Genomic DNA, 13,179 nt, shown 5'->3' on the forward strand with positions numbered 1-13,179 from the left:
GGGATGAGAGATATACGCAACCATAGTCTGCTGCATCACAACACGTTTGGCATAGACGTTTCGTGCCGTCGCTTCATCGAGTTTAATACGAAAGCCGAACTTCTCGAAGCACTTTCACGGCTCACCGAGGCCGATTATCCCATCATGCCATTGGGAAAAGGCAGCAACCTGTTGTTGACAAAAGATTTTGATGGCACCGTTTTGTGTTCGAACATCCGTTCGATTGACATTGCGATCAACAACCATCAGGCTGTCATCAAGAGCGGCAGTGGCGTGGTGTGGGACGATTTAGTCGCCACTTGTGTTGAGCAAGGAGCTTACGGTCTGGAAAATCTCTCTTTAATTCCTGGCACGGTAGGCGCTGCGGCAGTGCAGAACATCGGCGCTTACGGCAGCGAGGTCAACCATTTTATCCACTCCATAATGGCTGTAGAAATCGCCACGGGGCATGAGGTAAAGTTCGCTCGCGCTGATTGTCAATACGCCTACCGATACAGTAAGTTCAAGGATGAGTGGAAAAATAGGTTTGTCATCACCCATGTTGAGTTCCGTTTCGACTGCACTTACCGTCCTCATTTAGATTATGGTAACATTCGAGCAGCATTGCAGCGGCAGGGAATAGAACACCCCACGCCACAGCAATTGCGCCAAACCATCATTGCCATTCGCCAGGCCAAACTGCCCGATCCACAGGTGCAAGGCAATGCAGGAAGCTTTTTTATGAACCCCATTGTTGACCGAAAGGTGTATGAACGCTTGGCCATGCAATATCCTCAGATGCCCCATTATACCATAGATGATGAACATGAGAAGATTCCAGCCGGCTGGTTGATTGACCAATGTGGGTGGAAAGGCCGTTCCATGGGGGCCGCCGGCGTGCACGACAAGCAGGCACTTGTGCTGGTGAATCGTGGTGGAGCCACCGGAAGCGATATTGTAAAATTGTGTGAGGCCATACGGCATGATGTCTTCCAACGCTTCGACATCATCATCAAACCGGAGGTAAACATCTTATGAGATTAACATTCTTGGGTACTGGCACGTCGGGTGGCGTCCCTTCTTTGGGATGTCATTGTGCGGTATGTGAGAGCACTGACCCACATGATAAGCGTTTGCGAACGGCTGCTTTGCTGGAAACGCAAACAACGAGGATTCTCATTGACTGTGGCCCTGACATCCGTCAGCAACTCATGCCCTTTACCTTTACTCCGTTGGATGGTGTGTTGCTCACGCATGTTCATTATGATCATGTGGCCGGCATCGACGATTTGCGACCCTTCTGCGTGTTCGGTTCCGTACATGTTTTTGCTGACCAACAAACGGTAGATCAGCTGCATCAGACCATGCCTTATTGTTTTACGGAGAAACTTTATCCCGGTGTGCCACGGCTCGACTTAACCCCTGTGGTCCCACATCAACCCCTAATCGTGGGGGATGTCGAGGTGTTGCCTTTCCAGGTGATGCATGACAAGCTGCCCATCTTAGGCTATCGGTTTGGTAGCCTGGCCTATATCACGGACATGAAGACCATCGATGATGCCGAATATGCCTATCTTGAAGGCATCGACACGCTCGTTGTGAATGCGCTGAGGTATCAGCCGCAACACCATTCGCACATGACGGTAGATGAAGCAGTGGCGTTTGCCAAGCGCATTGGAGCCCACCGTACCTATTTTGTACACATGAACCACGACGTGGGTTTTCATGAAGAAGTGAACAAACAGCTGCCCGCTGGCATGCAATTGGCTTATGATGGATTGCAGATAGATGTGTAAAAAGTACGTCGTTTGCACTCGTCAACAATTTATGGGCAAATTGTGTCTTCTTGTCAAAAATACCTTTAGTTCGATTAAAAATAGTTATAAAAAGTCCAAATTCATGGCCAAATCTTGCAAATACGATATCATTTCGTATCTTTGCAATGTGTTTTTCATAGTATTAGATTTAAGGTTAATAAGATTGAGAGTACGGCGGTACTCTTTTTTTTTTGCTCATAAATCATTAAAATTACGACACATACCTTGCTCGTTGGCAGCATGAACACAGCTTTCCAGCAGCAACTGTCAGTGCCTGCCACCCCGAAACCAATACAGAAGTCACACCATTTTGAAAGCTCTACTTTATCACTCACCGTATCGTCATGAATAAGATTTCGGAAAAAAGTGCAGATAAATTTTCTTGACAACCAACCTCTTTATGCTTGGCGAATTTGCAAACAACTCCGCCTCTAGTCGCAAATACGCCCAAAATGAGCGATTTTTATATATCATTCATACACAGGTATTTACAAATTTGTGATGCTGTTTAGTATCAACTTAACAAGTCTTTTTATTCCAAAAGCAATGCTTTTAGGGTGCAATATGCATGCTTTTGCTGTTCAAAAGCATGTTGGTAGGTAGTCAAAGTGCTGCATGTAAGCGTGTAAAGCCTATACTTTTGTGAGAAAATTTGATTTTTTGGGCTCCAAAATCTCTGTTCTGCATCCTCCAAGCCTATCGTTTTTTTCTAGTTTGAAAGTTTGCAGATGCCGTTTTAGGGGCGAAAATCGTTGAATAAACACAACAAAATCGCAACTCGCAGTCAAGTGCTCAATCAGAATTAACATTGTCATAAGGTGCGTTTTCCCTTGTTCCTTTTCAGGAGAGGTTCATCTGGTAAGCTAACAATCAACAACAAAAATGGGGAATGTAGTCGTCAACTCAGTTTATGAATGGAAACTTGTTGTTGAGGTTCAGACTTACGATTGATAAAGAGTCTGTCGATGTTTTTGGATAGTAATGGTAGTAGGGTGTGAAAAAATGACAACCGTCAATAGGTTGTCATCGTTTAGTTTCTGAAAAAAATTATCTTCTTTTCTTGAATTTTCTGTACAATTTCCAGGCCAACAGCACGCCGTCGAAGATGCCAGTCCCAGTGTTCATCAACCCCGATATACGTTTTGAGGGCAGCTTTGATGTCAGTGTAGCCGGCTTGTTGAACATGCTGTTCCAAAGATGCCGCATGCCTTCGTCATCCTTCCTGATGCTTTTCAAAATCTGGTCTTTGCGTATCCTGATTTCACTAAGCGACTTATATTGTGCGGGAGCGTTATTATCTGTATTGTTTGTCATGTCACTTCTCCATTAATAGGCTTGCCAGGAATCTGACAAGTGGTCGCTCTATCCACTGTTTGCGGAAGAGGAAGAACAACAAAAAGATGAATAAATAGCCTCCGGCCACAATCAGGAAGCCTATGGGCAGCCCCACATGAGGTTCGAGTGCGTATGCTGCTGCGAACGACACGTAGATGAGTGCCAATATCATGATGATGGAAAGCGCTGCGACCAAGGTGATGACTGTGATGAGCCGTACCACCTTCTCAATCACATCGAGCTTCACATATTCTGTTTGAAGCCCGATGTAATGTTTGCATATATCGACCAAACGGCCGATGGTCTCAACGTTCTGATCGTTTGAAAACATATACTAATGTTTACTCTACGATGTCTGATGCAGCCTCCTTGATGTCGTCAACCAAATTGTCAACATCTTTTTTTGACAGTTTGATGTCGTGTTTCTTGCAGAAATCATCAACCGTGTCAGAAATTTTGTTACGTGTCCTCTTACCCTCTTGTGGAGCTATCAATAACCCAACCACTGCACCTGCGATGGCGCCACCTAAGAATGCGCCGATATAACCTACTGTTCTCATTGTTCTATTCTTTTTAAATTGTTATTAAATTAGTTGTTTATAACGTTATAAGCGTTCGATACTCTCGAACTATCGCAAATATAAGAAAAGTTTTGCAGATAGATAGTTAATGTATTGCATATTTTTGTTAAAAAACATGAGTTTTGTGCATTTAACAAACTTTATGCGGCCCTTTTGTTCCATTTTAGCGGATATTTTGTACCTTCGCCAGGTATAATGAATCAACAGGTTTAATTAATAATATCTTACAGAATTATGAAAAAAAGTATTGTTTTGTGCGCGGGCTTGTGTATAGCACTGGCTTTTACCGGTTGTAAATCAAGCGAGAGCGCTTATAAGAAAGCATACGAAAAGGCAAAGGCACAGGAATCTGTACAGACTTCGGCTCAGACCGAGGCTCCGGTGGTTGCTCCTTTGACCCCAGCCCCTGTAACACAGACGCAGGTTGTAGATAATGTTGACAACGCAACAGTACGTACCGAGGACGTGACCGTGGTGAGCGGCAGTGGCTTGAGCGCATTCAGCGTTGTTGTAGGTTCGTTCGGATTGAAGGCCAACGCAGAGGGATTGCAGCGTACGTTGCAGTCAGCCGGCTATGGAGCACAAATCGCTTACAATTCTGCTCGCAATATGTACCGCGTTGTTGCCACAACCCATGCCGACAAGGCCTCGGCCGTAGCATCGCGCAACCAGTTCCGTTCAAAGTATCCTGACGCTTGGTTGCTGTACAAGAAATAAGAGGATGATGGTAAATGGTGTGAGCTAAAGAGGTGCTGGTAAGTGCCAGCAAAAGATAGTTACGCACGAGTTCACCAACAAGGGTTTGATTTTGTTACTCAGATTCGATTCGGGTGAACTCCCAGTTAACTCCCGCTCCAATACCATTTACAGATACTATGCGTATCCTTTCGATAGATTACGGAAAGAAACGTACGGGCATAGCAGTTACCGACCCATTGCAAATCATTGCCAATGGATTGGCAACTGTTTCTACATCTACACTCTTCGATTATCTCAAAGACTATGTAGCGCGCGAGGAGGTGGAACGGATTGTCATTGGAAAGCCCATGCAGACCAATGGCAAGCCCAGTGAGAACATGGCTCGGGTGGAGCAGTTTGTAAACCGATGGCGAAAGGCCATGCCACAGATTCCCATCGAATATTACGACGAGCGTTTTACGTCCGTGCTGGCTCATAAGGCCATGCTCGCAAGTGGCATCGGCAAGAAAGCCCGGCAAAATAAAGCATTGGTAGACGAGATATCTGCTACCATCATTCTGCAAAGTTATATGGAGTCGAAACGACTAAGGTAAACGACGTTGTAACAGGTTTGATATGTGTTTGCATGGACATGGCTGCGAGTAGGCAAGTTCATGGTTCGGTCATAAATAGGAAACAGGAATCCATCACCTTGTCAGCCACAGAACGATCACCTCGTCAACCATCAACTTGTAAACTATCACCTCGTAAACTCGTCAACTTGTAAACTTGTAAACTAAAAAATAGATATTACCTATATATATATATGGTCAACCCGTGCTTCGCAAAGTGGCACAGGACATCACGCCCGAGTATGAAGGATTGGGACAGTTGATACAAGACATGTTTGAAACACTTGATTCGTCAGATGGTATTGGCCTAGCCGCACCGCAGATAGGAAAATCCATCCGCGTGGTAGTTATCGACCTCAACGTGTTGAGTGACGACTTTCCCGAATACAAAGATTTCAGGCGTGCATACATCAATCCGCATATCATAGAGATTGACGAGAACGCACCCAAGGAGTCGATGGACGAGGGATGCCTCTCCATTCCCGGCATTCATGAAGCTGTTTCGAGAACCACACGCATTCATGTGCAGTACATGGATGAAGACTTTACACCGCATGATGAATGGATAGAGGGCTACTTGGCTCGTGTGATGCAGCATGAGTTCGACCATCTGGACGGTAAAATGTTCGTTGATCGCATCTCGCCGTTCCGTAAACAAATGATCAAAAACAAATTGAAGGGTATGACGCAGGGCAAGTACGAGTGTCACTACCGCACCAAACCCGTTCGCAAATAAGGCGTCAACAGTGTACCTGCCCGCTAAAATGGGTGCACAAGTAGAAGGTATGTATCGGCATGTAGTCATCATATTCATGGCTTGTTTGTCGCTCGTAGCACGGGCGCAATACAATATCGACAAGCTGCTTAGGAATGGTCAGGTGGCCCTTCACTATGAAGACTATGTGCTGTCGATACAATATTTCAACCAAATTATTGCCTTAAAACCCTATCTTTATGAGCCATGGCAATACCGAGCCGTGGCAAAATTCTATTTGGATGACTTTACAGGTGCCGAAGCTGACATCTCTAAAGCCATCGAACTGAACCCTTACATCCATCAGTTTTTTGATTTAAGGGCCATCACCAAGATCAGACAAGAGCGTTATGATGAGGCTATCGCCGACTATAATCGGGCCATCAGGCTGCAACCCAGACAACAAAGTTATTGGTTTAATCGGGCAGTCTGCTTGATGAACGAGAAGAAATACGACGAGGCGTTGCTGCAAACAGATACTATCGTGCAGAAATGGGCTAACGCAGCCAATGCCTATTCACTGAAAGCCGAAATTTATTTGCATCAGAAAGATACCACGCAAGCAGCCAAATCTTTGGACAAGAGTTTGAAGATAGACCCTTACGATGGCAACACTTGGACCACACGCGCCTATATCAGTCTGGCTCGAAGAAAGTGGAAGGATGCGGACGAGGAACTTTCTCGGGCCATTCATCTGAAGCCCAACGTGGCCAACAACTATGTGAACCGCGCCTTGGCCCGACTTAATTACAACAATCTTCGTGGGGCAATGGCCGATTATGACCTGGCACTCGATTTGGCACCGAACGACTTTTTGGCGCACTACAATCGGGGATTGCTGCGTATGCAGCTGGGTGATGACAACCGGGCGATAGAAGATTTCGACTTTGTTATCAAGATGGAGCCGAAAAACGTGATGGCCATTTTTAACCGAGCACTGCTACACGACAGGACTGGCGACTTGCACTCGGCCATTCGTGACTATTCGGCAGTGATAGATCAGTTCCCTAATTTCTGGACAGGATTATCCTATCGTGCCAATTGTTATCGCCGGTTGGGCATGACGGCAAAAGCCGAAATGGACGAATTTCGTATCTTCAAGGCGCAGATGGACAAGCGCAGTGGCGTTCAAAAGCGCTGGAGCAACAACAAATTGAAGGCCATGCGTAAGCGCAGCGAGATTGATCCAGAGAAATATAATCAAATCGTCGTGGCCGACGAGAACACGGTAGAGCGCGAATACGAGAGTGAGTATCGGGGACAAATCCAGCATCGCAAGGTGGATGTCGCACGCATGCCGATGTTCGAAGTGTCGTATCTGCCGTACCATAATGGCATGAATACCTATCAGGCATTCAACAAAGAAATAGAAGAGTTTAATGATCTTCACCCCCTGAAATATCCACTTAACATCACTTGTAATCCCGCCCAGCTGACCGAAGAGCAGTCAAAGGCGTTTCTTTCTCTCATTGATCAGCTGTCGGCTTCTATCCAAGATGCGAAGGATATGAAGGCTGTGCATGCTTGGTTGTTGCAACGTGCCGTAGCATATAGCGTTACTCAGAACTTTGACGAGGCTATCAACGACCTGAATGTTTATCTCGATCAAGACAGTTCTTCGGCTATTGCCTACTGGCAGAGAGCCGTATGTCAGTTCATGATGAATGATTTTAACGCCTCTCATGGTGTTGACATCCAGTTGAAAGCAGCCAAGACGCTCGATGATTTCAATCAAGCCATCAAGCTGGATGGCCAGAATGCCTACCTATATTATAACCGCGGCAACTTCCATGCGGCACGCAAAGACTATCAGTTGGCTATCGATGATTATACCAAGGCCATCGAACTGGACAGTCGATTGGCTGAGGCTTATTACAACCGAGGAATCATTCGGTTGGAAAACACCCATACCAAAAATGCCGGAATCGCTGACTTGAGTAAGGCGGGAGAACTCGGTATTTACGACGCTTATGGCGTTATCAAACGAAAAACGGCGAAAAAATAAGCTGTCGTATTAGGTTTCAGCTATGTTTCCCCTTTGGTATCAAACTCCTTTTTTATAGGAATAAACAAACCAAATCGTTGTTTTATCTCAAAATAAAGCATTACTTTTGTGTCGATTAAGATAAATAAACTAATTTGTTATGGTTAAAATCACATTTCCAGATGGCTCTGTACGTGAGTACGAAAAGGGCGTAACTGGGTTACAAATCGCCGAGAGCATCTCACCGGCTCTCGCTCGCAACGTTGTATCTTGCGGTGTTAATGGTGAGACAGTTGAGTTGAATAGGCCCATCAACGAAGATGCTACCATCGCATTGTATCGCTTTGAGGACGAAGAAGGCAAGCATACTTTTTGGCATTCTTCGGCTCATTTGTTGGCAGAAGCATTGAAAGAACTGTATCCAGGTATTCAGTTTGGCTTTGGTCCTGCGATAGAAAACGGGTTCTTCTATGATGTTCAGACGGCCGATGGCACTCCTATCTCAGAGAATGACTTCCCTAAGATTGAACAAAAAATGATGGAACTGGCCAAGAAAAACCAGCCAATCGTTCGACGTGAGCTTTCCAAGGCCGACGCTGTTAATGAGTTTACGGCAGACGGACAGACGTACAAGGTTGAACACATTGTTGAAGATTTGGAAGATGGAAACATCTCTACCTATACGCAAGGCAATTTCACAGACCTTTGTCGTGGGCCGCATTTGATGTCCACTGGTTTGATTAAGGCTGTTAAAATAACAAGTGTTGCAGGTGCTTTCTGGCGTGGTGACGCCAAAAACACGCAGCTCACCCGAATTTATGGCATTACCTTCCCCAAGAAGAAGATGCTGGATGAGTACCTGTTGATGCTGGAAGAAGCCAAGAAACGTGACCATCGCAAGATTGGAAAGGAAATGGAACTCTTCATGTTCTCTGACCGTGTGGGCAAGGGTATGCCTATTTGGTTGCCAAAAGGAACAGAACTTCGTTTGCGTTTGCAAGAGATGTTGCGCAAAATACAGAAGCGTTTTGGCTATCAAGAGGTCATCACTCCGCATATTGGCAGTAAGAATTTGTATGTCACCAGTGGACACTATGCTCACTATGGTAAGGACTCTTTCCAACCTATCCATACACCTGAGGATGACGAGGAGTACATGTTGAAGCCCATGAACTGTCCGCATCACTGTGAAGTGTTTGCGTGCAAACCTCGTTCGTACAAAGACCTTCCACTGCGTATCGCTGAGTTTGGTACGGTTTACCGTTACGAGAAAAGCGGCGAACTGCATGGACTAACGCGCGTTCGTTCGTTCACACAAGACGATGCGCACATCTTCTGTCGTCCTGATCAGGTTAAGAATGAATTCCTTCGCGTGATGGATATCATCCAAGCCGTATTCACTATTTTCAATTTCGATAACTTTGAAGCGCAGATTAGTCTGCGCGATCCTAACGATAAAGAGAAATACATCGGTTCTGATGAGGTGTGGGCAGAAAGTGAACAGGCCATCATCGAGGCTTGCAAGGAGAAGGGCTTGGATGCTAAGGTGGCCTATGGTGAAGCTGCATTCTACGGACCTAAGCTCGACTTCATGGTGAAAGATGCCATTGGAAGACGCTGGCAGTTGGGTACCATTCAGGTGGATTACAACCTGCCACAACGTTTCAAACTTGAATATACGGCGGAAGACAACACCAAACAGACACCAGTGATGGTACACCGAGCACCATTTGGTTCGCTTGAGCGATTCACGGCTGTGCTCATTGAGCATACAGCTGGGCACTTCCCCTTGTGGCTTACACCCGAGCAGGTGGCCATTCTTCCTATCTCAGAGAAGTTTAATGGGTATGCTCAGCAAGTAGTTAAGTACTTCACGGAGCAAGATATTCGGGCTACCATCGATGACCGTAACGAGAAAATAGGCCGTAAAATTCGCGACAACGAGTTGAAACGCGTGCCTTACATGGTTATTGTTGGAGAGAAAGAAGCTGCTGAAGGACTTGTATCCATGCGTAAACAGGGTGGCGGTGAACAAGCTACCATGAAGATGGAAGACTTCGCTGCGCGCATAAACAATGAAGTGTCCGAAATGCTTGAGGCAACCAATATCCATCCAAAAGATTAAAAATTGCCTTGAAATGTCTGTGGACTGGGTTGACGAGAACACAAGAATATAACCTTTGAAAGGAGGTAATTTCCTTGTTTTCTCGTCAATTTGTATATATAACTACAATAAAAACTCATCTAAATATTTTGCTAATTGTGGTAAAATCAGTAACTTTGCAGCCGTTTAGCGAAAGTAAAAACATTAATATAGTTGAATGAAGAATGACAAATTAAGTAATCAGTACCGCGTGAATGAACAGATTCGCGTAAGGGAAGTGCGTGTTGTAGGTGACGATGGATCGCAGGTAATGCCGACAAAGAAAGCTCTGGATTTAGCTCGTCAGCAAGGAGTTGACCTCGTTGAAATATCTCCTAAAGCCCAACCGCCAGTTTGTCGTTTGGTCGACTATAGTAAGTTTCTCTACCAACAGAAAAAGCGTGCTAAGGAAATGAAGCAGAAGCAAGTGAAGGTAGAGGTGAAGGAAATACGTTTCGGGCCGCAGACTGACGAGCACGACTATCAGTTTAAGCTGAAACATGCACAAGGGTTTCTCAATGAAGGCAACAAGGTTCGCGCCTATGTCTTCTTCCGTGGACGCTCCATTTTGTTTAAAGAGCAGGGAGAAGTGTTGCTTCTTCGCTTCGCTAACGACTTGGAAGAATACGGAAAAGTTGAGCAGATGCCGAAGCTGGAGGGCAAGAAAATGTTCTTGTATCTTGCGCCTAAAAAAGTTGGTGTAGAGAAGAAAAGCCAGCAAAAGCGTGACCGTGAACAGGCAATAGCTGAAGCTAAGGCCGCTAAAAAGGTTGTTCCTACTGACGGTACGTCCGCAGATGACAAACCAAAGGGAGGCTTGTTCGACAATGCCAAGAATGGTTCGGATGCATTGAAGAAACTCCAAAACGAAGAATAAACATTGGAATGTGCGTAACGTCTTGGTATATACGTTGCCACAGAAGTAAATAAATAACCATTTAAAATTAACAAAAAATGCCAAAATTAAAGACAAACTCCGGTGCGAAGAAGAGATTCAGCTTTACCGGAACTGGTAAGATTAAGCGTAATCATGCTTACCATAGTCATATCTTGACTAAGAAAACAAAGAAACAAAAGAGAAACTTAGTAGGTTACACCCTCGTTGACTCTGCAAATGTTAAGCAGGTTCGCGACTTGCTCAACTTGCGTTAATTAACTTTTAGTCAAACAATTTAAAAGGAGAAAAACTATGCCAAGATCAGTAAATCATGTAGCATCAAAAGCAAGAAGGACCCGAATACTGAAGCAGACTAAAGGTTATTTCGGAGCAAGAAAGAATGTTTGGACCGTAGCTAAGAATACCTGGGAAAAGGGACTTACCTACGCTTACCGCGACCGTCGTAACAAGAAGCGCACTTTCCGATCACTGTGGATACAGCGTATCAATGCTGCTGCGCGCTTGGAAGGTATGAGCTATTCAACCTTGATGGGCGCTTTGAACAAAGCAGGTATTGAAATCAACCGTAAAGTTCTCGCAGATCTCGCTGTTAATAACCCTGAAGCATTCAAGGCTATCGTAGACAAAGTGAAGTAAAGCGAATTGAAATTAACAACATAAAAAGAGTTGCATCTCATTTGAGGTGCAACTTTTTTTTGGTGCCATGCCACCAACTTCAACTGTCATTGCAACAGAAATTAATTAGGAGGGGCTGCTCGTACGAGAGCGATTGGGTTACCAGTGTGGATGTTTGCGAACATCCTGCGTGCGTTGGTCAGCACTGGAGAGACAAAGTAAGATGTCGCCTTCTTCCAGTGGCAACTGTCCATTGGGGACCAAAACGGTCTTCCCGCGTTTCACCATCATGACGAGCGTGCCCTGCGGAACATCCATCTGCGAGAGCAAGTTGCCGTTTTCGAGCATGGCCTCTGTGAGTGTCACCTCGCGCAACTTCGACCCCAACTCTTCTGGTATCTCCACCCCAAACTCGTTTCCAGTTTTCTCTTCGGGCATGTCAAGGTTGAGTTTCTTGGCCGAGAGCGAGATGGTGGTACCCTGGATGGTAAGCGACAGCAGTGTGATGAAGAACACAATGTTGAACAAGATGTCAGCACCCTCCACGCCATTGATTAGCGGATAAGTGGCAAAGATAATGGGAACGGCGCCGCGTAGGCCCACCCAAGAGAGGAAGGCCTTGGCCTTGAAGGGTATGTTGCGATAGGGCAGCAAGCAGAAATATACGCTCAGCGGTCGTGCAACAAGCATCATGAAGACGGCAATGGCCAGAGCGAACAGGCTCACGCCAATGAGTTCGGACGGATTGACCAGCAGACCGAGCGTGAGGAACAGTACAATTTGCAGCAGCCAGGTAAGGCCTTCCATAAAGGTAGTCATCTCGCGGCGATACGACAGACGGCAGTTGCCCACCACAAGTCCTGCGATATACACCGCCAGGTAGCCGTTTCCGTTCAGCATGTCGGTCAGGGTGAAGGTGATGAACACCATGCTCAGCAGCAAAACAGGATAGAGTGATGGGTTCGGCAGGTTGATACGATTGGCCAGCCACACGGCCAATCGACCCGCACCGTAGCCCAACGCGCTGCCCAGCACGAATTGTTCGGCCACATCGAACAACAGGTCTGTGAAAGAAAGTTCGCCTCCCGACAGTGCCACATTCATCAGTGCGATGGTGAGCATGTAGGCCATAGGATCGTTGCTACCGCTCTCCAGCTCAAGCATTGGCCGCAACTTGTATTTCAGACCGATGCGTTGTGTGCGCAGCAGACTGAAGACCGATGCCGAGTCGGTGGATGACATGGTGGCCGCCAGCAGCATCGACACGATAAGCGACAGCCTGATATCCATCCCGGCCCACTGTGAGAGGGCAAAGATAAACCCGCCAGTGAGGACGGTGGTCATAATGACACCCAGTGTCGAGAGCAGCACACCTGGGCCGATAATGGGCTTGATTTCTTTGAATTTGGTGTCCATTCCTCCTGAAAAGAGAATGACGCTCAAGGCTATCATACCAATCATCTGCGTGTCTTTCGGGCTGTCGAATGTCAAGCCGAGTCCCTCGTTGCCAAAGCCCATGCCGGTAAAAAGGAACAGCAGCAGGGTGGGGATGCCGAACCGATAGCCCGTCTTGCTGATGAGAATGCTGACCAGCACGAGGAACGAACCAAAGAGAAATATGTTTTCTGTAGTAAAGGTAATCATAGTGCGTTAAGCAAATAGTTTAAATGTATATCATCTTGTGAACGACTTCCCACGATGGAAGCTTCCGTTCATCATCTGCAAACTTACATAAAATTATTAATTTATATGTCTGATTGAGC

The 13,179-nt window shown here is 46.0% G+C and carries 14 protein-coding genes; 10 read left to right on the forward strand and 4 right to left on the reverse strand.

What is annotated here, in order from left to right; all coding sequences use genetic code 11:
- Positions 1–3: 3 nt before the first annotated feature.
- Together murB and HMPREF0650_RS03860 are read left to right on the forward strand one after the other, a co-directional pair.
- Complete coding sequence (gene murB / locus HMPREF0650_RS03855) at positions 4–1,017, forward strand: UDP-N-acetylmuramate dehydrogenase (RefSeq protein WP_004348495.1); 1,014 nt, start codon at positions 4–6, stop codon at positions 1,015–1,017.
- Complete coding sequence (locus HMPREF0650_RS03860) at positions 1,014–1,775, forward strand: MBL fold metallo-hydrolase (RefSeq protein WP_004348496.1); 762 nt, start codon at positions 1,014–1,016, stop codon at positions 1,773–1,775. Before murB ends, HMPREF0650_RS03860 begins: the two co-directional genes overlap by 4 nt.
- A gap of 1,068 nt (positions 1,776–2,843) precedes the next feature.
- Here HMPREF0650_RS03860 and HMPREF0650_RS03865 read toward each other — a convergent pair.
- The 3 genes from HMPREF0650_RS03865 to HMPREF0650_RS03875 are packed head-to-tail and all read right to left on the reverse strand — an operon-like array spanning position 2,844 to position 3,691.
- Positions 2,844–3,110, reverse strand: coding sequence for a hypothetical protein (locus HMPREF0650_RS03865; protein WP_004348497.1), 267 nt, complete (start codon positions 3,108–3,110; stop codon positions 2,844–2,846).
- A gap of 1 nt (position 3,111) precedes the next feature.
- Entirely contained in the window at positions 3,112–3,462 is a 351-nt protein-coding gene (locus HMPREF0650_RS03870) for a phage holin family protein (protein WP_004348498.1), read from the reverse strand.
- Between the two features lie 10 nt (positions 3,463–3,472).
- The gene (locus HMPREF0650_RS03875; RefSeq protein WP_004348499.1) at positions 3,473–3,691 is read right to left on the reverse strand and encodes a YtxH domain-containing protein; all 219 of its coding nucleotides are present in this window, start codon (positions 3,689–3,691) and stop codon (positions 3,473–3,475) included.
- A gap of 255 nt (positions 3,692–3,946) precedes the next feature.
- On the opposite strand from HMPREF0650_RS03875, the gene HMPREF0650_RS03880 reads away from it, so the two are divergent.
- The 8 genes from HMPREF0650_RS03880 to rplT all read left to right on the forward strand — a co-directional run bounded on the left by HMPREF0650_RS03880 (position 3,947) and on the right by rplT (position 11,437).
- The gene (locus HMPREF0650_RS03880; RefSeq protein ID WP_004348500.1) at positions 3,947–4,429 is read left to right on the forward strand and encodes an SPOR domain-containing protein; all 483 of its coding nucleotides are present in this window, start codon (positions 3,947–3,949) and stop codon (positions 4,427–4,429) included.
- Between the two features lie 158 nt (positions 4,430–4,587).
- The gene (gene ruvX / locus HMPREF0650_RS03885) at positions 4,588–5,004 is read left to right on the forward strand and encodes a Holliday junction resolvase RuvX (protein WP_004348501.1); all 417 of its coding nucleotides are present in this window, start codon (positions 4,588–4,590) and stop codon (positions 5,002–5,004) included.
- 193 nt (positions 5,005–5,197) lie between these two features.
- On the forward strand, positions 5,198–5,758 hold the full coding sequence (def, locus tag HMPREF0650_RS03890; protein WP_040562346.1) for a peptide deformylase: 561 nt from the start codon (positions 5,198–5,200) through the stop codon (positions 5,756–5,758).
- A 49-nt stretch (positions 5,759–5,807) separates the two neighbouring features.
- Entirely contained in the window at positions 5,808–7,781 is a 1,974-nt protein-coding gene (locus HMPREF0650_RS03895; protein WP_040562378.1) for a tetratricopeptide repeat protein, read from the forward strand.
- Positions 7,782–7,920: 139 nt separating this feature from the next.
- Positions 7,921–9,885, forward strand: a complete 1,965-nt coding sequence (gene thrS, locus HMPREF0650_RS03900; RefSeq protein WP_004348504.1) for a threonine--tRNA ligase — start codon at positions 7,921–7,923, stop codon at positions 9,883–9,885.
- A 196-nt stretch (positions 9,886–10,081) separates the two neighbouring features.
- The gene (gene infC / locus HMPREF0650_RS03905) at positions 10,082–10,780 is read left to right on the forward strand and encodes a translation initiation factor IF-3 (protein ID WP_004348505.1); all 699 of its coding nucleotides are present in this window, start codon (positions 10,082–10,084) and stop codon (positions 10,778–10,780) included.
- A 77-nt stretch (positions 10,781–10,857) separates the two neighbouring features.
- Positions 10,858–11,055: a 50S ribosomal protein L35 gene (gene rpmI, locus HMPREF0650_RS12685; RefSeq protein ID WP_004348506.1), complete on the forward strand. Its 198-nt coding sequence runs from the start codon at positions 10,858–10,860 to the stop codon at positions 11,053–11,055.
- Between the two features lie 37 nt (positions 11,056–11,092).
- The gene (gene rplT / locus HMPREF0650_RS03910) at positions 11,093–11,437 is read left to right on the forward strand and encodes a 50S ribosomal protein L20 (RefSeq protein ID WP_004348507.1); all 345 of its coding nucleotides are present in this window, start codon (positions 11,093–11,095) and stop codon (positions 11,435–11,437) included.
- Between the two features lie 138 nt (positions 11,438–11,575).
- Here the strand turns inward: rplT and HMPREF0650_RS03915 are convergent, their stop codons facing one another.
- The gene (locus tag HMPREF0650_RS03915; RefSeq protein ID WP_004348508.1) at positions 11,576–13,060 is read right to left on the reverse strand and encodes a potassium/proton antiporter; all 1,485 of its coding nucleotides are present in this window, start codon (positions 13,058–13,060) and stop codon (positions 11,576–11,578) included.
- Between the last annotated feature and the right edge of the window lie 119 nt (positions 13,061–13,179).

This window comes from Hoylesella buccalis ATCC 35310 (genome assembly GCF_000177075.1).
GTDB classification, from domain to species: Bacteria; Bacteroidota; Bacteroidia; order Bacteroidales; family Bacteroidaceae; genus Prevotella; species Prevotella buccalis.